The sequence below is a fragment of the Actinomycetes bacterium genome (assembly GCA_024222295.1).
In the GTDB taxonomy this organism is placed as follows: Bacteria; Actinomycetota; Acidimicrobiia; order Acidimicrobiales; family Microtrichaceae; genus JAAEPF01.
The window spans coordinates 12784-37613 of sequence record JAAEPF010000002.1 but is presented as its reverse complement, the minus strand read 5'-3'; the positions used below and the strand labels follow the sequence as shown (position 1 = coordinate 37613).

The 24830-nt window shown below is 68.0% G+C and carries 19 protein-coding genes; 8 read left to right on the top strand and 11 right to left on the bottom strand.

The window, feature by feature from the left end:
• Positions 1-14: 14 nt before the first annotated feature.
• Entirely contained in the window at positions 15-584 is a 570-nt protein-coding gene (locus GY812_00170; protein ID MCP4433899.1) for a macro domain-containing protein, read from the bottom strand.
• Positions 585-751: 167 nt separating this feature from the next.
• Between GY812_00170 and GY812_00165 the strand changes: the two genes are divergently transcribed.
• Positions 752-2254 (top strand): FAD-dependent oxidoreductase, encoded by a 1503-nt coding sequence (locus GY812_00165; protein MCP4433898.1) that lies wholly within the window; start codon positions 752-754, stop codon positions 2252-2254.
• Positions 2255-2471: 217 nt separating this feature from the next.
• Positions 2472-3101 carry a DUF1211 domain-containing protein gene (locus GY812_00160; protein MCP4433897.1) on the top strand — a complete coding sequence of 210 codons (630 nt, stop codon included), beginning with the start codon at positions 2472-2474 and terminating at the stop codon, positions 3099-3101.
• Between the two features lie 121 nt (positions 3102-3222).
• Here GY812_00160 and GY812_00155 read toward each other — a convergent pair whose 3' ends face one another.
• Together GY812_00155 and GY812_00150 are read right to left on the bottom strand one after the other, a co-directional pair.
• Positions 3223-4452, bottom strand: a complete 1230-nt coding sequence (locus tag GY812_00155) for an acyl-CoA dehydrogenase (GenBank protein ID MCP4433896.1) — start codon at positions 4450-4452, stop codon at positions 3223-3225.
• A 202-nt stretch (positions 4453-4654) separates the two neighbouring features.
• Positions 4655-6010: a cysteine--tRNA ligase gene (locus tag GY812_00150; GenBank protein ID MCP4433895.1), complete on the bottom strand. Its 1356-nt coding sequence runs from the start codon at positions 6008-6010 to the stop codon at positions 4655-4657.
• 120 nt (positions 6011-6130) lie between these two features.
• Here GY812_00150 and GY812_00145 point away from each other — a divergent pair, with 120 nt between their 5' ends.
• The gene (locus tag GY812_00145) at positions 6131-7381 is read left to right on the top strand and encodes a GGDEF domain-containing protein (GenBank protein ID MCP4433894.1); all 1251 of its coding nucleotides are present in this window, start codon (positions 6131-6133) and stop codon (positions 7379-7381) included.
• 15 nt (positions 7382-7396) lie between these two features.
• Here GY812_00145 and GY812_00140 read toward each other — a convergent pair whose 3' ends face one another.
• Positions 7397-8083, bottom strand: coding sequence for a lysozyme M1 (1,4-beta-N-acetylmuramidase) (locus GY812_00140; protein MCP4433893.1), 687 nt, complete (start codon positions 8081-8083; stop codon positions 7397-7399).
• 35 nt (positions 8084-8118) lie between these two features.
• Complete coding sequence (locus tag GY812_00135) at positions 8119-8955, bottom strand: SDR family NAD(P)-dependent oxidoreductase (GenBank protein MCP4433892.1); 837 nt, start codon at positions 8953-8955, stop codon at positions 8119-8121.
• Between the two features lie 15 nt (positions 8956-8970).
• Here GY812_00135 and valS point away from each other — a divergent pair, with 15 nt between their 5' ends.
• Positions 8971-11586 carry a valine--tRNA ligase gene (gene valS / locus GY812_00130; GenBank protein MCP4433891.1) on the top strand — a complete coding sequence of 872 codons (2616 nt, stop codon included), beginning with the start codon at positions 8971-8973 and terminating at the stop codon, positions 11584-11586.
• A gap of 7 nt (positions 11587-11593) precedes the next feature.
• On the opposite strand, the gene GY812_00125 is transcribed toward valS, so the two are convergent.
• Together GY812_00125 and GY812_00120 are read right to left on the bottom strand one after the other, a co-directional pair.
• A complete protein-coding gene (locus tag GY812_00125; GenBank protein ID MCP4433890.1) occupies positions 11594-12157 on the bottom strand; it encodes a PH domain-containing protein in 564 nt (187 codons plus the stop codon).
• A gap of 36 nt (positions 12158-12193) precedes the next feature.
• Complete coding sequence (locus tag GY812_00120) at positions 12194-12364, bottom strand: hypothetical protein (GenBank protein MCP4433889.1); 171 nt, start codon at positions 12362-12364, stop codon at positions 12194-12196.
• Positions 12365-12520: 156 nt separating this feature from the next.
• Between GY812_00120 and GY812_00115 the strand changes: the two genes are divergently transcribed.
• Positions 12521-14506, top strand: coding sequence for an EAL domain-containing protein (locus tag GY812_00115; protein MCP4433888.1), 1986 nt, complete (start codon positions 12521-12523; stop codon positions 14504-14506).
• 30 nt (positions 14507-14536) lie between these two features.
• Here GY812_00115 and GY812_00110 read toward each other — a convergent pair whose 3' ends face one another.
• On the bottom strand, positions 14537-16171 hold the full coding sequence (locus GY812_00110; protein ID MCP4433887.1) for an AMP-binding protein: 1635 nt from the start codon (positions 16169-16171) through the stop codon (positions 14537-14539).
• Between the two features lie 72 nt (positions 16172-16243).
• Here GY812_00110 and GY812_00105 point away from each other — a divergent pair, with 72 nt between their 5' ends.
• Complete coding sequence (locus GY812_00105; protein ID MCP4433886.1) at positions 16244-17551, top strand: 4-hydroxybutyrate CoA-transferase; 1308 nt, start codon at positions 16244-16246, stop codon at positions 17549-17551.
• Here GY812_00105 and GY812_00100 read toward each other — a convergent pair.
• The 3 genes from GY812_00100 to GY812_00090 are packed head-to-tail and all read right to left on the bottom strand — an operon-like array spanning position 17514 to position 22341.
• On the bottom strand, positions 17514-20621 hold the full coding sequence (locus tag GY812_00100) for a DUF4981 domain-containing protein (protein MCP4433885.1): 3108 nt from the start codon (positions 20619-20621) through the stop codon (positions 17514-17516). The genes GY812_00105 and GY812_00100 overlap by 38 nt on opposite strands.
• Before the next feature lie 27 nt (positions 20622-20648).
• On the bottom strand, positions 20649-21101 hold the full coding sequence (locus GY812_00095) for a peroxiredoxin (protein ID MCP4433884.1): 453 nt from the start codon (positions 21099-21101) through the stop codon (positions 20649-20651).
• A gap of 40 nt (positions 21102-21141) precedes the next feature.
• Positions 21142-22341 (bottom strand): hypothetical protein, encoded by a 1200-nt coding sequence (locus tag GY812_00090; GenBank protein MCP4433883.1) that lies wholly within the window; start codon positions 22339-22341, stop codon positions 21142-21144.
• A gap of 157 nt (positions 22342-22498) precedes the next feature.
• Between GY812_00090 and GY812_00085 the strand changes: the two genes are divergently transcribed.
• Positions 22499-24223 (top strand): carotenoid oxygenase family protein, encoded by a 1725-nt coding sequence (locus GY812_00085; GenBank protein MCP4433882.1) that lies wholly within the window; start codon positions 22499-22501, stop codon positions 24221-24223.
• Between the two features lie 36 nt (positions 24224-24259).
• Positions 24260-24799, top strand: a complete 540-nt coding sequence (locus GY812_00080) for a hypothetical protein (GenBank protein MCP4433881.1) — start codon at positions 24260-24262, stop codon at positions 24797-24799.
• Positions 24800-24830: the final 31 nt, after the last annotated feature.

Here is a 24830-nt window from a genome sequence, read left to right as displayed (position 1 = left end):
TGTGCGGAGGGCGGTCAGTCCGAACTGTGCCCGCCCCGAGCCAGAGCGGATTGCAGCGCGTCGAGCGTCGGCGCATCGAAGGCAACCAGAACGCAGCGTTGCGTCGAGCGGGGGTCCAGCGCCACAAGTGTCCGGACCGCCACGTCACAACCGACCTCCAGCGGCATGCCGTAGATGCCTGTCGAGATGGCCGGGAACGCGATCGACTCGGCTCCCAACTCGTCGGCGATCTCGATGCTGCGCCGGTAGGCCGACGCCAGCAGTTCGGGTTCGTCCCGGTCGCCGCCATCCCACACAGGCCCGACTGCGTGGATCACCCACCTCGCCGCGAGATCGAAACCGGGCGTGGCCACCGCTGACCCGGTGTCGCAGCCACCGATTTCCGCACATGCCAGCGCGAGCTGTGGGCCCGCCGCTGTGTGGATGGCTCCGCACACTCCTCCGCCCCGAGTGAGGCGCTCGTTCGCAGCGTTGACGATCGCGTCCACGGTCAATGTCGTGATGTCGCCGAGGAATGTCCCGATCTGCACGCCCACCACTCTCCCAGCCCCGAGCACACGAGCGGGGCGACGACAGGAGTCCATCCCACAGGGAGTACTCCCTCGCGGTTCGACAGGAAGAGAGAACTCCCCAAGGACGGCCGGCGTCCAGTGAACACATGGGCCCGCACCTGGACCTCGCATGGCCGAGGTCCGGGGCCGGATCCGCGCCAAGGCCACTCGTCGACCAGGTGGCTGGGTAGCATCCGCCGATGGCAGGCGAGCGACTACCGGGCGACCCGTCGGCGAGCCTGACCCTGCCGATTCCGCCAGCAGAGGCTTCGGGTACAGCGGCAGCCGATTCCGGCGCTGACCTGAGCGCCGATGTGGTGGTCGTGGGTCTCGGGTGCGCGGGTGCATGCGCAGCGATCGAGGCTGCCGAAGCAGGGGCCGAGGTGCTCGTACTCGAGGCAGCCGCCATAGGTGGCGGCACCTCGGCAATGTCGGGCGGGATCATCTATATGGGCGGCGGCACGCCCATCCAGAATGCCTGCGGGTTCGACGACACACCAGAGGCCATGGAGGCTTTCCTGACCGCTGCCTGCGGACCGGGCGTGAACGAGGCAAAGGTGCATGAGTTCTGCCGCGACAGCGTCGGGCACTTCCACTGGCTGGTCGACCACGGCGTTCCCTTCGAGCCCCGCTACCACCCCGAACACGACCGGGAACCCGACGACGACTCGGGGCTGTGCTACTCGGGCGGCGAGGACTCCTGGCCGTTCAACGACATCGCGCCACCCGCGCCCCGCGGCCACCACCCGAAGTTCCCCGATGCGGCTGGCGGCTTCCTCATGCAGCGGCTCACCGAGGCGGTACGCGCCGCGGGGGTGTCGGTGATCACCGACGCCCGCGTCGATCGCCTCGCTGTGGACAAGGGAGAGGTCGTGGGCGTGCAAGCCACGATCGACGGCGAGGCCTCGACAGTCGGGGCGCGCTTGGGCGTCGTGCTCACCGCCGGCGGATTCACGTTCAACCCCGAGATGGTGGCGCAGCATTGCCCAGCAGTGTCCCGGGTCAACGTGCCGATCGGCACCGAGTTCGACGATGGTGCGGCCATCCGCATGGCACAGGGAGTGGGCGCCGTGGCGACCGGCATGGCACACATCGAAGTCGGTCTGCCGCTCACCCCACCGCGCTCACTGGTGCGCGGCGTCCTCGTGAACGGCAAAGGCAAGCGATTCATCAACGAGGACACCTATGCGGGCCGGGTAGGCAAGGCCTCGCTGCTCGACAACGATGGCCAGATGTTCTTCATCCACTCCGACGAGACGTTCGCGGTGAACATCGCCGGCTACAAGCCCAGGTGGGTCGCCGAGTCGGCCGCGGAACTCGAGGCCGAGATGGGCCTGCCCGACGGCTCACTCGTTGACACGCTCGAGCGATACAACTCGCATGCCCAACATGGCGAGGACCCCGAGTACCAGAAGGACCCCGAGTGGGTCATCCCCCTCGAGCCGCCGTTCGGAGCGGTCGACATGACCGTGGAGGGCAGCTTCTACGCCTCCTTCACGCTCGGCGGCCTGCAAACGTCCGCCAACGGATCCGTGCTCGACGAGTCGGGGCAGCCGGTTCCCGGCCTGTTCGCGGCCGGACGAACGACTGCCGGGATCGCTGGCGCTGGTTACGTGAGCGGCATCTCGCTCGCTGATGGCACCTACTTCGGCCGCCGCGCCGGTCGCTCGGCCGCGACGGCTGGCCCGCCGGCACGGCGCTAGATCGGTTACACCTCGTTGGTTCACCCGGGTGAACCAACGCTCTTCGCCCCGAAGGCCTGTTGCCACGCGCGAGAGTGGGACGTGGACGAGCTCACTCTGCGCACGGTCGCCACTACTGCACCAACCGATTGTGCAAGCCTTCCGACATGAACGACCCGGGAGCCTCGATCTTCTCCGCTCGGATCGGCGGGCCAAGCGGACCGCCGGGTACCTGATCATGCCGCGAGTAACCACAGACAGAGGGATCGACCGACTCGTCAACTTCACCGACGCCGTAGTCGCCGTGGCCGTGACACTTCTGATTCTGCCCATCGCCGACCTGGTCCAGGAAGGCGACACCGTGGCGGACCTGTTCACCACCTATTCCAGCCAGCTGATCAGTTATGTAGCGGTGTTCCTCCTGATGGTGTGGATCTGGACCGGCCACCACAGGTTCTGGGAGCTGATGGACGACTACAACTATCCGCTGCTCTGGTTGAACACGATCTGGCTGCTCCTGCTGAGCCTGTTCCCGGTGATCGCCGGCTTCACGTTCAGGGGCCTGGAGCACGGTCAGGGGATCGCCTACCTGAGTTTGCTGGCGCTCATCACCCTCGTGAAGGTCTTCATGACCCTCTACAGCAGGTCGCGCAAGTCGCTCATCAGCCCGTCTGCCGAACCCGGTGACTTCGTCGTCACCATGGATCTGTGGCGCGCTGCCTGCTATGCGATGGTGGCCGGACTGATCGCCATCTGGCCAGCAGAAGCCGACTACCTGATCTGGTTGGTGATCCCGCTCATCACGCTCACCCATGTCGTCGAGTCGCCACGCAAGCGGTCGCCCACGGACAACCCGGAAGGGGAATGATCGCGCGGGCAAGCAACATGAGTCGCTGCCATGGGACGATCCCGGACCTCGCCTGGCGCCGAGGACAAACCACTGCGCCGGACAGGACGGGCCCGCAATGAAATGTGGATCCGTGGTCGAGCTACTCGATGCGCAGACCGGAGATCGCACGGGCGATGACGAGCTGCTGTATCTGCTCGGTTCCCTCGAAGATGTCGTAGATCTTCGCGTCGCGGTGCCAGCGCTCGACGGGGTACTCCTTGACGTAGCCGTATCCACCGAGGATCTGGATCGCACGCTCGGTGACCCAGACGGCGGTGCGGCCTGCGTGGAGCTTCGACATCGACCCCTCGGCCTTCTCGAAGTTGCCGTTGCTGCCCAGCCAGGCCGCACGGTGCACCAGCAGGCGTGACGCCTCGACCTGGGTGGCCATGTCGGCGAGCATGAACGAGATCGCCTGGTTCTGGATGATCGGCTTGCCGAACGCCTGGCGCTCCTGCGCGTAGTCGAGGGCGTACTCATAGGCGGCACGTGCGATTCCGACCGCCTGTGCTGCGACCGTAGGGCGAGTGGCCTCGAAGGTCGACATGGCCGGCTGTTTGCCGGATGAGATCTTGGGGTTCTTCTCGGCCTCTCGGGCGATGGCGAGCTTGTCGTCGAGTTTATCCTTGCCGCCGAGCAGGCAGGAGCCGGGGATGCGAACGTCGTCGAGCACGACCTCTGCGGTGTGCGACGCACGGATGCCCATCTTCGAGTACTTCTGGCCCTGCGACAGGCCCGGCGTATTGGGCGGAATCACGAAGCTGGCCTGGCCGCGGCTGCGAAGGTCGGGATCGACGGCGGCCACGACCACGTGGACATCCGCGATGCCGCCGTTGGTGATCCATGCCTTGGTGCCGTTGAGCACCCATTCGTCCTTGGCCTCGTCGTAGACCGCACGGGTGCGAAGCGAACTCACATCGGAGCCGGCGTCGGGCTCGGACACGCAGAACGCGCCGAGCATGACGTTGTCGGCATCCCCGTAGCACTGGGGGATCCACTCCATTACCTGCTCGGTGGTGCCGACACCGGCGATACCCGCTGCGGCGAGGCCGGATCCGAAGATCGACAGGCCGATGCCTGCGTCGCCCCAGAAGAGTTCCTCGACTGCGAGCGGCATTGTGAGACCAGTGGAGTCCCCCATCATCGACTGGGCCATGAAGTCCCACCCGTAGAGGCCGATCTGGGCGGCCTCCTGCACGACCGGCCAGGGGAACTCTTCCTTCTCGTCCCATTCCTCGGCCACGGGGCGCACGACGCCTTCGGCGAAGTCGTGTACCCACTTCTGGATCTGGATCTGGTCCTCGTTCAGTGCAAGTGAGAATTCGGTCATCGGACGTCCTCGTTGGGTGGCGGCAGCGCGGCCACTGGCCACAGCTCTTGTTACCAGTCAGTAGGTTACCCAGCGGTAACCACGGAGGCCAAGCACGAACCCGTTGCATCGACAGGTTCGCCGAGCACCTCATGAAGTCCGCCAGCACTCGCCCGTGGCATCGCGGTCACACGACGCGGCCGAGGGAGCCGGCGCCGAGTCCTCAGCTTGGCCGTACCGCGGTGCCCGAGGGCGTGTCCTCGACCACATAGCCGAGGACAACGAGTTCGTCGCGGATCGAGTCGGCGCTGCCCCAGTCCTTGTCGGCGCGCGCCTGATCACGGCGGCGGCACAACTCCAGAACGTCTTCGGGAAGGTCCGCTCCGTCGCCCTCCACAGGCAACCCGACGGCGGCGAGCATCGCCCGCCACGCCGCAACCAGGCCAGCGGCTGCAGACTCGTCGCCCGAGTCGAGAGCCCGGTTCGCCTCGGTCACTGTTGCGAACAACACGGCCATCGCCCCCGGCGTATCGAGGTCGTCGTCCATGCGCTCACGAAATGCCCCCAGACGCTCGCCGTCGGGCTCTGAGTCGGCCAACCCCGAAACCCTGCGGGCGAGCGTGTCCAGACGTTCCAGCGCCGCCTCGGCGTTGCCCATCGACGTCGGCGTGACCTCCACCGGCGAGCGGTAGTGGGCCTGCAGGATCAGCAGGCGCAACGCGCGGGGGTCGTGTCGCTCGATCAGGTCGTCGACCGTCGTGAAGTTGCCGAGCGACTTCGACATCTTCTCGCCGCCCACCTCCACGAATCCGTTGTGTACCCAGCGCTGCGAAAACGGCCTGCCGACCGCAACAGCCTGGGCGCGCTCGTTCTCGTGGTGGGGAAACGCCAGGTCGATGCCGCCTCCGTGCAGGTCGAATCCGTCTCCGAGCAGGTCGAGGCTCATCACCACGCACTCGGTGTGCCACCCCGGGCGGCCGGCACCGAACTCCGCAGGCCAACTCGGCTCGCCCTCCTTCGCGAACTTCCACAACGCGAAGTCAGCCGGGTTGCGCTTCTCCTCGCCGATGATCTGGCGATCACCGCCACCTGCGAGCATCTCGTCGAGGGACTGGTGCGCGAGCAGCCCGTAGTCGGGCACCTTCTCGACCTCCAGGTACACACCGTCGGAGGTCACATAGGCGTGGTCGTTGGCGACCAGCTCCGAGATGAGCGTGGCCATTGCGTCGACATAGTCGGTCGCGTGCGGATCCGAGTCGGGGCGCGCTACCCCGAGCGCGTCCATCGTGGAGTACCAGGCGGCCTCCCACTCACCGGCCACCTCGGCCTCGGAACGACCCTGGGAGTTGGCCAGGGCAATGATCTTGTCCTCGATGTCGGTGATGTTGGACACGAACGTGACCTCGAGCCCCGACCATTCCAGGTACCGGCGAAGCACATCGAACACGAGAGCCATGCGGGCATGGCCGAGGTGCGCCGGCCCGTAGACAGTGGGTCCGCACACATACATGCCGACCTTGCCCGGCTCGCGCAGCTCGAGCGGCTCAACGCTGCGCGTCACCGTGTCGTAGAGGCGGATCACGTTGCGATCCTACCGGTGTCGGCCATGGCCACAGGCCCGGCATTTTTTGGCCCGCCCGGCGATACGGTCGATCCAGGGCCGACAGCCATGCCGGCACCGGGGACGAAAGGGGTGACGGTGCCCGACAGCGACAACCAGCGCCCCGAGGCCGCCACCCCCTGGACGCCGCCCACCATCCATGGCTCAGAACCCCTGCGCGTTGCCGCAGCAGTGGCCGGTCCGCCCGTGCTGGCCGAGTTGGTCATCGCTGCGGCGTCGCTCACCGGCACCGCAGCGACGGCAATCCGGATCGCTGGTTGGGTGCTGGCAGTTGCCGTGGTGATCAGCACGGTCGTGCGCTCACTCATGGGCCAGGTGGCCGCTGCGAGGGTCGCTGCGGCCGACGCACACGGCAAGGCTCTGGTGGCACGCACCGAGGTCGACTTCCGTTCCAGCTTCGAGCGTGCACTGGCACAAACGGAGTCAGAACCGGCGGCGATCCGCTGCCTGTTGCGCGCCGTTTCCGAACTGCGACCCGAGACCGACACAGCGTTGCTGCTGTCGGTACCCGATGAGCCGAAGGTCGGCTGGTCCGTGCGGCTCGTCGACGGTGAACTCGAACCGGCGCGACCGGTTCCCGACACACCCGGGTGTGCGGCGCTGGCCTCCGCGACAACCACCTCCACCACTTCATCCTCCCTGGATGCCTGCGCCCACGTGACGGCACTCGACATGGCCGTCGCGTCGATCTGCATTCCGATGCGACTGGACGACCGACTCCTGGGTGCAGTGTCGATGATGGACGCCCCCGGCGAGTCCCCTGATGACCACACCATCGCCCTGCTGGAGTGGATCGTCGAGCGCACCGCGGTGCGCGTGAGTGAACAGCGGCGCCTGCAGGGGCGCTCGGTCATCGCAAGGGAAGACGACATCACAGGACTTCCCGGACCCCAGGCGCTCGACCGCCAGCTGCGCGACTCGATTCGCTCGCTCGTGCCGTTCTGCGTGGCGCTCGTCGACGTGGACGACTTCGCGGGCCTACGGCGTCACCACGGCGAAGACGACACCAACGACTCGTTGCGGGTGCTCGCCGACTCCCTGCGACTAACCCTGCGTCCGGAGGACCTGGTCTGCCGCCTCGACGGCGGGCGCTTCGCGGTCGTGCTCGGCAACTGCGGCGCCACCCACGCGTCACTGGCACTCGAACGCGTCCGCGAAGCGCTGGCCCTCACGCTGTCGATGGACCACAGAGCCCCGTTCACCTTCTCCGCGGGCGTCGTGGAGTCGCACAAGGCAACGTCGATCGACGACCTGATGGACCGCGCCACGCGTGCGGCCAAGCTCGCCCACGGCAACGGCGGCAACCGGGTTGCCGTCGCCCCTGACTGAGCCGGACTCGTCCGCTCAGCCGCCGCGGCGCACGTCGAGGTCGACCCGGCCATCGATCCCGTTCACGGCCGCGAAGTAGCTCGCCTGCCACACCACCCATCGGTTCGTGTCGGGTCGGCGCAGGATCCGCCTCTGCCACAGCCCTTCGGAGAACTCTCCGGTCACCGAGTAGAGGTCGTCGAAGGCATCACCCACGTACAACAGGACGTCCTGGCCGGTCGACCTCGAAACCGTGGTGAGAAAGACCGCCAGCTCCTGGTGCAGCCACCATTGCGGTGGGCGTGAGGCGCAGTTGCCGCCAACCTCCAGGTCGACCGCCGGCGGCATGCCCGCGCCACCCTCGGGCAACTCGGCAAGGAAGTTGTCAGCCTGCTCCCGGCCGGTCGTGCACAGGGTGAAGAAGTGGTACGCACCGACGTCGAGACCGGCAGCCGTGGCCCCCTCCCAGTTGGCCTCGAATGAACCGTCCACGTGGTCACCGCCCTCGGTGGCCTTCAGGTAGGCGAACTGGATGCCGTCGGAATGAACGTCCTGCCAGTTGACAACTCCCTGGTGGTGGGACACATCGACGCCGTACACCTCTCCGGCCTCGAGCGTCGGACGCCACGAGGGCGCCCATACGAACCAGCCGAGTGCGGCGGCGCCAACGAGCACCACCACGATCGCTCCTACCGCCAGCAGCAACTTGGTGCGCAGCGCCATGGCCGATTCAGCCCGACCCTGTCAGCACCGGGGCATCATCCGAGCAGGTCCACCGGGTCCTCGCCCTCAGCGAGTCGCCGCATGCGGTCCGTGGCGGCCCATGCCAGCTCCGGTTGGGGCAGGACCCAGAACCGGCCCACGCCAACTCCGGCCACCAGGGCATCCGCAACCGTCGAGGGGTCCGCGCCCGACTCGACCCCGCGTCGGGTAGTGGCCTGGATCGCGTCGATCACCTCGGGGAACGCTGAACCATCCGCGGCGTCGATGCCCGCCATTGCCGGCTTGTCGTCGGTGGCCGTGTCGATGTTGCCGGGGCAGATCACGGACACGCCCACGTCGGAACCCACCCGCGCAAGCTCGTGGTGCGTCGATTCCATCAACCCCACGATTGCGTGCTTGGTCGCCACGTACGGCGCCAGCCCCGGTGTGGCCACGAGGCCTGCGCCCGACGAAATCGCCACGACCCAACCATCACCACGGGGCACCATCGTGGCCAGGGCGGCACGCATTCCATGCACGACGCCCCACAGATTGACGTTCACCGTCAGCTCCCAGCGATCGATCGGCTCCTCCCAGGACAGGCCGGGCAGGGACACGGCGGCATTGAGCACGCTGAGGCGCAGACCGCGGGAGTCCTCGGCCGCGGCGATCAACTCAGCGTTGTACGCCGGGTCGGACACGTCGCCGACCAGGGCCACGAGATCGGCATCCGGGCGGTATTCGAGGATCGCCGCCCGCGCCAGCTCCAGCCCCTCGGCGTCCAGGTCGGCCATCACGACCGACATGCCCTGCGACGCGAGACGGGCGGAGATCACCGACCCGATCCCCCCTGCTGCACCGGTAACGATGGCTGACCCCGAAGTGAGTTCCATTACCTTGAGCACGTTATGCGTTCGCAGCCCCCCACGTTCCTCAACGACCGGTCGGTTCCGAAGAAGCCGACCGTTGACGGCCTCGACGAGCGGTGGTCCGCCGTCTGGGACGAGCAGAAGACATACGCCTTTGACCGCACCGCGGAGCGCAGCGAGGTGTTCTCGATCGACACGCCTCCGCCCACTGTGTCGGGCTCGCTGCACGTGGGTCACGTGTTCAGCTACACGCACACCGACGCGATCGCGCGCTACCAGCGAATGCGGGGCAGGGAAGTCTTCTACCCCATGGGTTGGGACGACAACGGCCTGCCCACCGAGCGCAGGGTCGAAAACTACTTCGGGGTCCTCTGCGATCCAGGCGTGCCCTACGTGGAAGGCCTCGAGCCGCCTGACGAACCGCCCAAGAAGCGTGGCGACTTCGTGCGGGTCAGCCGCCCCAACTTCATCGAGTTCTGCGAGCGCCTCCTGGTCATAGACGAGCAGGCGTTCGAGGACGTGTGGCGCCACCTCGGGCTGTCGGTGGACTGGTCGATGACCTACGCCACCATCGACGAACGGAGCCGGCGCACCTCCCAGCGTGCGTTCCGGCGAAACCTCGGGCGCGGCGAGGCCTACTCCAGCGATGCACCGTGCCTGTGGGACATCACCTTCCAGACCGCTGTCGCCCAAGCAGAACTCGAGGACCGTGAACGCCCGGGCGCGTATCACAAGCTCGCGTTCGCCAGGCCCGACGGGGCGGATCCGGTTCTCATCGACACCACACGCCCCGAGCTCGTGGTGAGCTGTGTCGCGTTGGTCGCGCACCCCGACGACGAGCGGTACCAGCCGTTGTTCGGCACGACCGTGCGCACACCGGTGTTCGGCGTCGAGGTGCCTGTGCACGCGCATGCGCTCGCGGAGCCCGACAAAGGCACCGGCATAGCGATGATCTGCACGTTCGGCGACACCACCGACGTGACCTGGTGGCGCGAGCTCGACCTGCCGACGCGCGCGTGCCTGGCTCGTGACGGAAGGTTCGAACAGGACCCGCCCGAGTGGCTCGAATCCCACGAGGCGCGCGAGCGCTACGCCCGCATCGCACGAAAGGGGGCCGGCGGGGCCCAGCAGCAGATGGTGGAGATGCTCACCGAGACCGGGGAGATGGTCGGCGAACCCCGGGCGATCCAGCACGCGGTCAAGTTCTTCGAAAAGGGCGACAAGCCCCTCGAGATCGTGACCTCACGTCAGTGGTACATCCGCAACGGTGGCCGGTCAGACGAGCTACGTGGTGAGCTCATCGAGCGCGGCAACGAGCTGGCGTGGCACCCCGACTACATGAGGCACCGCTTCGACAACTGGGTGGGCGGACTGAACGGCGACTGGCTCGTGTCGCGCCAGCGCTACTTCGGGGTTCCGATCCCCATCTGGTACCGCCTCGATTCCGAGGGCAACCCGGACTACGACGACCCGATCGTGCCCGCCGAGGACACGTTGCCGATGGACCCCCAGGCCGAGTGCCCACCCGGCTACACCGAGGACCAGCGCGGCGAACCCGGTGGCTTCGTGGGCGATCCCGACATCATGGACACCTGGGCGACGTCGTCGCTCACACCACAGATCGCGTGCGCATGGGAAGACGACGCCGACCTGTTCGGGCGCACCTTCCCGATGGACCTGCGCCCACAGGCCCACGACATCATCCGTACCTGGCTGTTCTCCACGGTGCTTCGGAGCCACTACGAGTTCGACTGCGTGCCGTGGTCAAACGCGGCACTCTCGGGATGGATCCTGGACCCCGACCGCAAGAAGATGTCGAAGTCGAAGGGCAACGTCGTGGTGCCCACCGAGCTGCTCCACGAACACAGCCCCGACGCCGTTCGCTACTGGGCCGCATCAGCCCGACCCGGCACCGACACCGCCTTCGACGTGGCGCAGATGAAGGTGGGGCGTCGCCTCGCGATCAAGCTGCTCAACGCCTCGCGCTTCGCTCTGGGCTTCGCCACCGATCGCGAGACCGGCGAAACGACGCTGTCCGACCCGGCCGAGGTGGCCGAGGTGCTCGACCGGTCGATGCTGGCCGGCCTCGCCCAGCTGGTGGGTGAGGCCACCGCCGCTTTCGAGGACTTCGACTATGCCCGTGCGCTCGAACGCACCGAAGCCTGGTTCTGGTCGTTCTGTGACAACTACCTGGAACTGGTCAAGGTCCGCGCCTACGGCGAGAACGGCTCCGATCCCGACGCCACGGCGTCAGCGCGCGCGGCGCTCGACATCGCGTTGTCCACTGTGTTGCGCCTGTTCGCACCATTCATGCCGTTCACCTGCGAAGAGGTCTGGTCGTGGTGGATGCAGGGGTCGGTGCACCGAAGTGAATGGCCCGACGCAGAAGCTCTGGCGTCGCTCGCAGGCGACGCCGACAACGAGGCCCTCGACATCGCCGCCTCGGTGCTCGGCAGCATCCGCGGCGCCAAGTCGGCCGCAAAGGTCGGCATGCGCAACCCGGTGCGCCTGGTCACCGTCACCGATACCGCCGAACGACTCGCCCTGCTGGCGCTCGTGTCCTCAGACGTGCACGAGGCCGGGCGCGTCGAGCGCATGGAAGCGGTCGAAGGTGACCCGGCCACGGTCGAGGTTGACCTGGCAGAGGCCGACTGAGCCCTGTTCAGCGCCGCGGAGAGAACCTGGTGAAGTCGATCGGCTCGAGTCCTTCCACTTCCACATTGCCGCTGTAAGCAGCTGTGAGGTCCTGCAGGGTGCGGAAGAACGCGCGCGGGTTGCTCACGTCGGTCATCTCGCGGAACTGCGACGCTTCGTTGGCGGACTCGATGCGGATCGTCGACGCACCGACCATCCGCTGCCAGAACGAACGGCGCAGGCTCACGTCGGTGACCTTGCGCCAGGGGATGAACTCTGCGTTGCGATCGAGCACTCCCGAGACCCTCATGACCCTGAATCCGGTCAGCACATAGCGCGTGTGCCAGGCATCGAGGGCCCTCCAGGCGACTGCGCCCAGCAGCACCACACCAACGACCAACCCCAGTCCGGCACCCACCACGGATCCGGCGACGACTGCCAGCAACACCCCTCCCAGAGCCAGTGGCGTCTGGTCGAGCACCACCAGCCGCCACTCCGGCTTCTCGATGGCGTACGGGTCCTCGCCCTCGACCATCAGGTCGCGGATGAACTCGTCGGGATGCCACGACTGGACGCGGTCGCGAAGCGACATCCGTGTCGCGTAGCTGTCTTGTTGACCGGACATGGGTCAGAACTCGGCGAGGAAGTCGGCGAACCGTCCGACCGCTTCCTGTACCAGCCCTGCTGCCCAGCCGATCACTTCGCCGACATCACCTGCGGCAGCGGCCGGGCTGCGCCAGAGCGCCACCACGACCACTGAAGCGGCGAGCACGGCAATGAGTTGGACGATCTTGTTCATTGGGCCACCTGTGCGCGTGAATGGCCCCGGATTCCGTCCGCACCAAAAAGCTATCCGGCCGGCCCGCGGCGCCGGTGGACCCTGCCGACAAGTCGCCCCATAACTCGGCCGGGACCCGGTCCACGACCTATTGTGACCGGCGTGGGATTCCCTTTGATGCGAAGGCGGACGGCGGCGCGGCACCTCGATTCGGTCAGGTCGGCATACGACCAGAGCCTCACCGATTCCGGAGTCGTTCTCGTGCAGCAAACCGCCGCGGGCGCCGACAACCACCACATGTCACGGTCCGTGCTCGATCTGCTCGGTTGGGATCCAGCGGCGTTCCTCACCCCGGGCACACTGCGGGCAATCGTGCACGTCGAGGACCTGCCCGAATTCCGCACCGCGGCGAGTGACCCATCCAGCGAAGCCGCGGTGGTACGCCTGCGCCATGCCGACGGCACCTACCACTCGTTCCGCTTCGGGGTGAAGGACTCGGGCCCCGACCGCCCGCTCACGTTCACCTTGGTCGACGTGTCCAACGACACCACTGCACGCAGCCGCCGTCGGCGGGCCGAGGAACTGCTCGACAAATCGCATGACGCACTGCTGATACTCACCCTCGAGGACCAGGCCCACCTCGCATCCGTGTCGGTGATCGACCTCAACGGCTCCGCTGCGGAGCTGATCCGCCGCCAGAGCGTCGGGCTGCTCGACGAGATCTTCGGCGACGTGTCGCTCAACCTGATCCGCAACTCTGCCTTCGACGTCGCCCACACCGGCGAGTCGATCGAGTTCGGGCGCCTTCAGATGGCCGAGTTCCCCGGCCGCCTCCTCGATGCCGAGCTCAGCCGGCTGTCCGACGGGTCGGTGGCCCTGCGCCTCAGCGATGTGACCCAGCAGGCCGAGCTCGAGGAGCACCTGCGCCACCGGGCCCTGCACGACCAGCGCACCGGCCTGGCCAACCTCGCGATGCTTGAGGACCGCCTGGTCGAACTGGCCCACGGCGAGGCGGCCACGATCGGCATGCTGGCCGTCGACATGCGCACCACGGATACCGACGACCAGATGATCCGCGAGGTCGCCCGCCGCCTCGAGGGCACGATGACCCCGGGGGCGCTCATCGCCCGCGTCGGCGAGTGCCGGCTGGCCGTGCTGCCTCCGCCGTTGTCACACGCCGACGAGCTGGGGGGCCTTGCACAGACCGCTGCAGCAGCGCTCGCGATCGCCTTCGATGTGGACGGCGATGCGGTGGCTGTCGACGCAGTGGTGGGCGGTTCCGCCGCCGCCACGAGCGACGCTCCACAGCGCCTGTTGCGCGATGCCGAATCCGCAGCCCGGCGCGCCGCCGCGGAGGATCGCACCTGGGCACTTCACTCCGAGGGTGGCCGCCAGCTCCCGAGCGGGCTGTTCCACCAGGTCCGCGACAGCATCGGCTCGGGCGACATGGAGCTGCGCTACCAGCCCATCATCGACCTGCGAACAGGCCGCGTGGCCAAGGTCGAGGCTCTCCTGCGCTGGGGCGGATCGGCCGACAACTCGTTGTCAGCGCTCGAACTCGCCAGCCAGTCGGGTGTGGTCGACTCACTCCCCCGCTGGGTGATCGGCGAAGCGGCCACTGCCGCCAACGCGCTCAGCGGGTTGCACGACGGGCTCAAGGTGGCGATCAACCTGTCGGCCTTCGGCAACGGCGAGGACCTCGACGGTTTCATCCGGCTGCTGCACGCTGACGGCATCGATGTCACCGGACGCCTGGAAGTGGAAGTCGCCGAGACCGCCCTCACCGACAGCCCACTTCGGGGCGCAGAGCTCGTCGAGCGGCTGCGCTCGATCGGCCTCGCCGTGGTGATCGACGACTTCGGCGCCGGCTACACCTCGCTCTCCACGGTGTCGGATCTGGCGGTCGACGGGCTCAAGATCGACCGCAGCTACATCGCGACGCTCACATCGATTCCGGCGGACGCCACGGTGGTGCAGTCCACCATCGAGTTCTGCCACCAGCTCGGCATCGAGGTCACCGCCCTCGGCGTCGCCGACGAACCCACGCTTTCGGCCCTGCGCTCGATGCGGTGCGATCTGGCACAGGGATTCCTGCTGTCCGAGCCGGTTCCACTCGACGACGTCTCCCGGCGCGTCGCCGAGCTGGAGCACGCCTTCGTCTGAGTCGGCGCGGCAGGCCATCAAGCGTCCGCGTCAGCCGGCTTCACCCGTGCCCGCCGCGGCCAGCACCGAACGCGCCCACTTGTAGTCGGGCTTGCCGTTGGGGCCGCGCTGTACCGAATCGACGACCTCGATGACCTTGGGGCACTTGTAGCCCGCAAGCTCCTGCTTGCACCACGCCTGCAGATCGGCCTCATCGGCACCGCTGCCGGGCTCCAGCGACACGACTGAGCACACCATCTGACCCCACTTGTCGTCGGCGATGCCCACGACGTTCGCGTCGTGCACGGCCTCGTGCTCCTTCAGCACCTCTTCGACTTCCTCGGGGTACACCTTCTCCCCGCCGGTGTTGATGCACACCGATCCACGCCCGAGCAACGTGATCGTGCCATCGGCCTCCACGGTTGCGTGGTCGCCGGGCACCGACCAGACCCTGCCGTCGACTTCGCGGAAGGTCGCGGCCGTCTTGGCGGGGTCCTTGTAGTAGCCGACCGGGATCGGGCCGCCCACCGCCAGCACGCCCTGCTCGCCGGAGCCGGGCTCGACCACGCGGCCGTCGTCGGTGAGCACCGTGGCGTTGTCCCCCAGCGTGAACTTCGCGGTGGCGGTGCTCGCACCGCGCCTGGACACGGAGCTTGCGATACCCAACCCCTCCGAAGAGCCGAGCAGGTCCGCGAGCGCGGCGTCGCAGTGCTCGAGCAGGGCCTCCTTGGTCTCTCGTGCCCACATCACGCCCGAGCTGACGACCACCTTGAGCGATGAGAAGTCCCACGGCTTGCCGACAGCCCTTGCCCGCTCGAGCTCGGCCACGATCGGCTTGGCGAACGCGTCGCCGACGATGTTGAGCTGACCGGGCCGGTCACGCTGCACCGCCGCGCAGAGCTCCTCTGCATCGAGCGAGTGCGACGTGAGCGTGATGATCGTGCCGCCCGCGCTGAGTACGCCGATCATCGGGATGCCCGAAGTGCCGTGCATGAGCGGCGCGGCGGCCAGCATCCGCACCGAGCGGCCCGCGTCGGCGAACCGCCTGGCGGCCTCGGCAGCCTCCGCCGGCGTGGTCGGCACGTCAGCGCCCACGATCCTGAACGTGGGAGCCGACGCAGTGAGCAGGCTGGAATGTGGCCACATCACGCCCTTGGGCATCCCCGTGGTGCCGCCGGTGTAGAGGAACCACAGCTGTGACATCTCACCCTCGACCCGCGTGGCCGGAGTGCCTGACGTCGCCACCTGCTCGAAGCTGTGCATCCCTTCGGGCAGGTCTGTTCCCCGCTCGGCGCCGACGACGAGGACCGTCGACACCCTTGGCACGTTCACCAGCACCTCGGCGAGCCGTTCGACGAGCTCGGCGGAAACCACTACGGCTTCGGCGTCGGAGTTGTCGAGCAGGTACTCGAGTTCGTGGGCCAGGTACCGGTAGTTGACGTTGACCGGCACCGCCTGGCGCTTGAATGCCGCGAACGTGGCTTCGGCATACTCGGAACAGTTGTAGAGGTACAACGCCACCTTCGAATCCGCGCCCACGCCGGCCGAGGCGAGGTGTGCCGCGACCCGGGCCGAGCGTCGTTCGAAATCGGCCCAGCTCGTCGCCTGCTCTGCGTGCACGAGGGCAGGAAGCTCACCGAGTTCGTCCGCGACTGCCTCCCAGACATTGGCCAGATTCACACGTATCCTCCGTGTCGGTCCGCTACGTTCGCCGTGCAACGGCCCGACACCGGGCCCCAACGGACGGAGCGAACAATAGTGGCGAAAACGGTCGACTCACCCGCCGAGGCAGTTGCAGCACTCGGCTCCGCCGACGTACTTGCACTGGGGCTCGGACCTGCCCACCCGCCGGCGTTTCTCCACGCACTCGGTGACCGCGACGACTGGGTGGACCTGCAGGTCTTCGGGGCGTTGCTCACCGACCTCTACTCGATCTTCACCCAACCCAACGTTCGCTACCGCAGCGGCTTCTATGGCCCAGCCGAGCGGTTCCTGCGCGATTCGGGCGCCGACATCGACTACGTCCCGGCCGACTTCCGCCGCTTCGGACCCATCGTGCAGCAGTTGGCTCCAAGGGTGATGGCCACCGCCGCCGCTCCACCCGACGCCGACGGCAAAATGTCGCTGTCGCTGCACGCGGGGGCCACGGTCGACGAGCTCCACCGCTGCGCGGCCGACCCCGACCGGCTGCTGATCGTGGAGTACTCCGAGCACTTTCCCCGCACGCTGGGTCTCCCGCCGGAGCACACCCACAGCCTGAGCCTCGACGAGGTCGACATCGCGTTCGAGAGCGAAGGCCAGCCGGTGAACCTGCCCGACGCGGCAGGGTCTGATGCCGACCGCGTCATCGCAGGACACGCCCGTGCGTTCATTCCCGACGGGGCAACACTGCAGACCGGAATCGGTGCGATTCCCTCACTGATCGCCACATTGCTGGCCGAAGGCCCGGGCGGTGGCTACGGAGTCCACTCCGAGATGTTCACCAACGGGCTCATGAAGCTGCACGAGGCCGGCAAGGTCACCAACTCCAACAAGGGCGAGTACGACGGTTACTCGATCACCACGTTCGCTGCGGGCACGCCCGAGCTCTACACCTGGCTCGACGGCAACCCGGAGGTCCGCTTCCTGCCGGTCGACATCGTCAACGACGCCCGCAAGATCGCGGCGAACCACCACTTCGTTTCGATCAACGGTGCGACCGCGGTCGACCTCTACGGCCAGGTGGCAGCGGACACGATCGGCGGCCAGCAGCACTCCGGCACCGGCGGCCACGAGGACTTCCTCGCCGGCGCAGGGCTGCGGGTCGAGGACCGGTCCCTGCTCTGCCTGCGATCGTCCTCCGTTCTCTCCGAGGGCCGGGCGAGCCGCATCACCGGCAACCTCGCGCCAGAGATGACAGTCACCACGCCGCGCCACCAGGTCGACGTCATCATCACCGAGTACGGCACCGCGGAGCTGTCGGGACTCACCGTGACCGAGCGTGCGCAGGCCCTGGTGGCCATCGCCCACCCTGACTTCCGCAGCGAGCTCAGCGAGGCTGCCGAGAGGATCGGCCAGCCCCTCTGAGGCGCGGCCGCCCTGCCCACACGACCGCCGGGTCTTCGCGCGGGCCCAGCCCGCGCACCAGCAGGTCCATGGTGTGGCTACCGGCGGCGATGCGGTACTTCGCACGCGTCTCCTCACCAAGTGACGACTGACCCAGACCGCGCTGTGCCACGTCGACTGCCAGCCATGTAGAGGCTGCATCTGCGGCGCCGGCCAGCTCACCTGTGTGGCGGGCCTCCCAGAGCTCGGAGTCGCTGTGGTGCCGCGCCGAGAAGCCTCCGGTGCCATTGCTGCCCACCAGCACGCCCACGCCGCTGCCCTGCAACGCAACCCAACGCATGCCCGTGTGGTGGCCGTGCTCCTGGGGCATGCCATAGCCCACGTACTGATCCGCCACCGTGGAGCTCCACTGTCCCACCAAGGCGCCGCAACGACGGTCGGGATACGACTCGGCGGGTCCGTCACCGAACCACTTCAGCTGGTCCAGTGCCGCCGGCAAGCGCCACACGACCCCGAGCCGGGGCGGGTCGGCCAGTTCTGTCGGCAGCTCGAACACGAAGCGGTACCGATGCCACGAGTCCACGAGCTCCTCGACCTCGAGGTCCACCCCCATCGGTGGTGCATCGACTGCGGGCCGCAGCTCCCCGGCCTCCGGTTCCCACCGGCAGCGGTCGAGGCCGAGGTCGTTGACCCAGCGATTCAGCGACCCGTTGAGGCCACGCATCCAACCCTGCGAGATCCCGTCATTGTCGGTCAACGCCCTGAACAACGTGGGCGTCCATTCAGTCTCGAAACCGGCCGGCAGGTCGCGGCGCACACGGCGCGACGACGCGTGCTCCACCTGATCGTCACCGCTGCGGCTGACCGGTGGACCGGCCACCGGCACCTCGAGCTGCTCCCAACCCACCAGTGCGCCCTTGGGTGCCCATGGTGTGGCCCGAAGCTGGCGCCACCGCAGCGTCAGGTGGTGTTCGGCACCGCGCCTACTGGCCGACGCCGGCCACCTGAGTTTCACCGTGCGCTGTGAACGAGGGGCGATCGGCCTGCCGCTCACGTCACCGGCTGCGACAACTTCGCCGTCGGCTGTCAGCTCCCAGTCCGCCACGAGGTCGGAGGTGTCGGTGAACCAGCGCGTGTTGGCGAGCGTGAGCGCAGCCGAGCGCTCCGCCACCTCGCTCTGCACACACCTCACGGGTCGGCCCAGCCAACGCACCTCGGTGAGTACCGGCCGTTCCTCACGGTCCGCGCCCACAAGGCCGTCGAGCACGAAATTGCCCTCCTCGGGGTCGTCGCCGAAGTCGCCTCCGTAGCCCCAGCTCGGCGCACCGTCGGGGCCCCGGTCCTCCCCGAGGGCCAGACCGTGCTCGACCCACTCCCATATGAACCCGCCCTGCAACCCGGCCTGGGACTCGAAGGCGTCGTCGTACTCGTGCAGGGAACCGCAGGCGTTGCCCATTGCGTGGGAGTACTCGCACAGGATGAGCGGCCTGAGCGGGTCCCGGGCGCGCTCTGCCCAGTCAACGATCTCGCTGGGCGAGGTGTACATCGGGCACACCACGTCGCTCACGGGCGCCTCCGCATCCAGGTCGTACATGAAGGGCCCCTCGTACTGGAGTGGCCGACTCGGGTCGAAGCGCCGCAGGAAGGCAGCCGCCTCGTCGTGGGCCGGCCCGTAGCCGGACTCGTTGCCGAGCGACCACAGGATGACGCTCGGGTGGTGCACGTCGCGGCGAGCCATGCGCTCGACCCGCTCGGTGATCGTGCGCACGTAACGGCTGTCGTGGCAGAGCGACCACTGGCGGGCGTGGCTCTCCACGTTGGCCTCGTCGACCACGTAGAGCCCCAGCTCGTCACAGAGTTCCGCGAAGTGCTCGTCGTGGGGATAGTGCGCCGCCCGCACCGCGTTGAGGTTGGCGGCCTTGATCATGCACAGGTCGCGGCGGGTCTGGTCCCGGCTCACAGCCCGTCCCCGTAGCGGATCGTGCTCGTGGATGTTGACCCCGCGGATGATCACCGGCGCTCCGTTGACCCGCAGCTCGCGATCCGCCACCTCGACGCTGCGAAAGCCTGTTCGCAGCGCGTTGACCTCCACGACCGCACCATCGGGATAACGAAGCACCACCAGGGCTGTGTGCAGCACCGGCGACTCGGCCGACCACGGCTCCACCTCCGGCACCTCCAGAGTGGTTCGCAGGGTGCCCGGCTCGGTGAACATGGCTCCGCCGAGCTGAGCCAGCTTCGAGGTGTCGTCCCAGTGCGGCAGAGCAACCCGACCGGTCCCTGCCAGCAGGTTTCGGCGCCGGCCCTCCACGCGGACCTCGACGCTCCAACCCGGCTCGCTGCGAGCCGGACCGTCCACGGCCACCTCCACCGCCAGGCTGCCAACCGCTGCGCGGCTTGCGCGCGGCAGCGACACGAGGCCGGGGGTCAGTGCGACCGACGCGAGGTGCGACTCGGCGGTGCTGTGCAGCGTGACGCTGCGCTGAAGCCCTCCGTGCCACCACTGGTCCTGGTCCTCCACCCAGCTCTGTGCCGACCACTTGACGACCACGAGCGCAAGGGTGTGGCTGTGACCGGCGCGCACGTGGGGCGAGAGGTCGAACTCGGCGGGCAGTCGGGAGTCGGTTGAATAGCCGACAGCCTCCCCGTCGACGTACACGAACACCATCGACTCGGCCCCACCCACGCGCAGCACGCAGCGACGGCCGGCCCAGCCGCGCGGCACCTTCACCTCGCGGCGGTACACCCCGGTGGGATTGTCGTCGGGCACCGACGGAGGCTCTCCGGGAAACGGCATCACCACGTTCGTGTAGTGCGGGTTGCCGAAGCCCTGGGTGGTCCATGCTCCAGGCACGTCGATGCTGTCCGGGGCGGACGTGGAGCCCAGGTGACCCCGCGTGAGCTGCCCCGGACCGGCCAGCATCCGGAACTCCCAGGTGCCGTCGAGGCACAGCCACCAGGGCGACTCGGCGGGATCCAGCCGTCGCGCAGTGACGGCATCGGGGCACGGTACCGTGGCGGGCCTTACCGGCAGCCGGTTGAGGCCTGTGGCGGCCGGATCCAGCCAGGGACGCGTTCCGTCGAACAGCATCCGGGCAGGTTAGGGGGCGCCGGCCACTCAGGTGGCGTTGCGCAGCACCTCGAGCGCCTGATCGGCGTGGGCCTCCATGTTCATCTCGCTCGTGAACGCGCCGAGCACCCGGCTGTCGGTGCCGATCACGAACGTCGCCCGCTTGTAGCCGAGCGGACCGGGTCGCTTCACGCCGAACTGCTTGGACACCGTACGTGCGGGGTCGGCCAGCAGCGGGAACCCGAGCCCGTTCTTCTCGTCAAACCGGGCCTGGCGGTCAACGGAGTCACCGGAGATACCCACACGGGTTGCGCCCACGTCGGCAAACTCGGATGCGAGATCACGGAAGTGGCATGACTCCCTGGTGCACCCGGTGGTCATGGCCCGCGGGTAGAAGAACAGCACCACCGGGCCGGCCTCGAGGAGCGATGAAAGAGAGCGGGCCTCGCCGGCCTGGTCTTCGAGTGTGAAGTCAGTGACTTTGTCACCAGTAGAGAGCATGTTGGTGTCAACTGATCCGCGCGGCGGTCTATTCCGGCGTTCAGGCGAGGGCCAGCGCCACACCGACGCCGTCGGGCGACACCCTCAGGTCATCGACGCGTACGCCGACCGTGTCATCACTACCCGGGACGAGCGGCACCTGGAGGGTGGCCGGGAACCGGAACCTCAGAGGTGCGATCGACCACAGATTCCCGAGCTTGCGGTTGAGCCGGTTGACGAACGACGGCACGATTCCGGGCAGCTCCAGCCAAGCCGCTGTGACGGCCAGTTCGAGTCGCCCACGCGCCAGCCGCACTGCCACATCGGTGTGAACCGTGCTGCGTAGGTCGGGGAACCGGTCAGAGATCACACGCGGCTGGCGAAGCGCTCCGCCCACCTTGCGCTCACCGAGGTCGAGCTCCAGCTCGAACGGCAACGGCAGACCTCCCACCGCGCGCTCGAACAGGCCACCGGCGAGACGGTCGATCCCCGAGCTTGCGAGGCTGACCCCGAGCCGGCGCCCTGCAACCGGGACGGGCATGGCACGGCCGTCGACATGGCCGGCGGCCGGCAGGCCGATGGAGAGAACGCCGGAGCCGACGGTGGCATCGGCAACGCCGGGTTCCACACCGAGGTCGGCGAGGATCATGCCGATGTCGTCACCGAGGTCGAGGCCAACCGAGCCGACCGCCTCACCCAGCCCGGCGAACAGCTCGTGGCCCATCATGTTGAACATCATTGAGGTCATCTGCAGGACCCCGGTCCAGGCGTCGTCTTCCACCCCGTCGGGCAGCTCGGCCTCGTGGTCGACATCGAGCGACACCAGCGTGGCATCGCGCAGGTCGAGGCCCAACGAGAGCGTGTGGTCGTCGCGCAGCTCGAAGTACGGATCGGCCAGGGCCGTCAGCGACACCGGGAGCGGCGCAGGCGGCGTCTCCATGCCCATGGCCGAGTCCGAAATCGTGTCGCCCTCGTAGTCGGATCCCTTCACCGACACATCGCCGGCACCGATCACGGTGACTCGTGCGCGCCCGTCGTCATCCGGGCGGAGGTCGAACGTGACAGCGGTGACCGTGAGTGCCAGCCGCAGGCGCACCTCACCCATCGCGGGCAGGTTGACCTCGTGCTCGACCGCCTCCAGAGCGACTCCGTCTCCCAGTCCGATCAGCGCGAGGTCGTTGAGCAGCTCATCGGTGACCGAGGCGCACACCGCCCATCGGCGCGCCCCCCCATCGGGCTTGCCGCTGGGGGGCGCAGTCACGCCGGGCTGTCCAGCGGCCCCCCGGGCCGACCCGCTCTGTGTGCTCTGTTCACCCATGGGACCCGTTCTAGTGCACAGCGTGCGGGCGTGTCGCACCTCTGTGGGCGTGATTGAATGTGGCCCCGGTTAACACCGTCAACCTCCGAGGGGATCCAAGATGCCAGTTCCGCGATCGATAGCCAGCACCCAGCACCAGGACATGGACCTGGAGCTCACCTCCGGCGAGTGGCCCGAGGACCTGGCCGGCGAGTTCGTGTTGAGCTCCCCGCGGATCGAAGAAGGCCTCCCGTACGCCCTGTTCGGCTCGGGAACGGTCTGCAAACTGTCCCTGCGGCCCGGCACCAACGGCGCAGCGTCGGATCGGTGGGCATGGCGCACCCGGGTCGTCGAGAGCCCGTCGGAACGGCTACTGGCGGCTGCCCCCGAGCACTTCAATGCCGGACCCACCGGCTACACCTCACCCTTCGGTCCGCCCAACCAGGCCAACACCGCCCCGCTGCCGTGGGGCGACCGGCTGTTCGCCACCTGGGACGTCGGTCGGCCCGCCGAGGTCGACCCCAACACCCTCGACTTCCTCGGAGAGATCGGCCACCGCGACAGCTGGGGTGAGCCAAGCATCGACATGGGGGGCGTACTGCCCTTCTACCTGTCATCTGCGCATCCCGTGGTAGACCCCGACCGCGACTGCCTGTGGACCGTGAAGCTCGGGCTCGACATCGCCAGCGGGGCCCAGATGCTCCATGTCGTTCAGTACAGCGGGGACGGCACCGAGGTGAAGGTGTGGCCGGTCGAGGGCGGCGCCGTGTTCGGCGGTTCCCACACGATCACCCAGACCGAGAACTTCCTGGTGCTCATCGACTCCGGCAACTTCAAGACCGATCTCGGGGAGATGTCGGGCGAGAATCGCTCGGTCACCATCGATGACGACGCTGCGGTCTACATCCTGCGCAAGGAAGCGATCGAGTCCACGCCCATCGGCCAGACGCTCGTGCCCGTCACCTCCCGGGTGGCGCCCACCACCGGTCACTTCTACGCCAGGTGGGGCGATGCCGACGGCATCTCGATCATCTTCGAGCACATGGACCGCATGGACCTCGGCTACAAGCTCCAGGCGGGTGACCTGGACGCCAACGGCGACCCGATCGACCCGGCGCTGGTCGGTTTCTACAACACCGCCATGGCCGCCAACTCGTGCTCCGAGGTCGTGTTCGACCCCGAATCAGGCACATCGCGACAGGATGCGCTGCTCCGCGACCCGGAGTGGACCTGGAACCTGCAGCTCTCCGCGATGGACTGGTCGAGCGAGGCGCTGCGTGCACCCACGCTGCACCACATCGCCTACCAGGGGTTCCGGCCGGGCGCAGTCACCCACCGCGCGGTCGAGAACTACGGGGACCGCCTCGATCCGATGCCTTCCGAGGACACGCCCGGGGTGCTGGCTTCGCTGCACCGCGGGTCGCTCGACATCGAGGGGACCTGGGAGTACGGCGACACCAACGACCACATCACCTCCCCGTCGTTCGCCCCGCGCGATCCCAACGCCTCGGGCACCTATCCCGACCGCAGCCGCTACGCAGGGTCCCACCCCGGCGGCCATGACGGATACGTGGTCATGCCGGTGCTCAACGACAGCGGTTTCCGTGTCGAGGTGTTCGATGCGGCAAAGGTGTCGGCTGGACCTGTCGCCACGTTGTCGAGCCCCAACGGTGAGTGCGTGCCAGTGGTGCTGCACTCTGCGTGGATGCCGACCGCCGACGCCGTCGCCGACCGCGAGCGACTCCGGTTCTCCGACGAACTCGACGGCCACATCGAGAAGGTCGACGAGAGCCTCAGGCCGATCGTGCACGGCGTGGCCGAGGAACTCGACGCCGGCGCGCGGTAGCGCGAACGACCACCCGGAGGTGCGACACTGGGCCGGGTGAGCAGCTCTGAGGACGACTTCACCGATCCGGGCGACGGTCCCGCGCCGGATCCGCAAGACCGCGTGGACGCGCCGCCACCCCCGGACCCGCCCGAGGTGCCGGCGCATGAACCCGACCCCGGCCACCCGCTCCGATCCGCCGGCCAGACGCTCGCCGAAGCGGCACTCGAAGCCGAGATCGCTACCGGCCGCCAGGAGGAGACCCTCGAGGAGGCCCGGGCCGGGGCGATACGCCGCACGATCCGTGCAGTCGGAGGCTTCGTCGTCATCGGCCTGGGCATCGCGCTTCTGCCACTTCCGGGGCCGGGCTGGCTTGTGATCATCTTCGGCCTCTCGCTGCTCCCCTTCGCGTGGGCGGAGCGGACGATCCTCGCCATCCGACGGCGCATCCCCGGAATTCCAGAGGACGGCAAGATCCCGCTGTCAACGTGGATCGTCATGGGCGTGCTCGTGGTGTCGGCCTCGGTGGTCGCGATCCTGTTCGGTGGTGCCATCGGCAACTGGCTGGGCGACGTCTGGACGTCGATCTGGGAGTGACGCTCCCGGCCGGCCCTGCCTGACCGTGCCC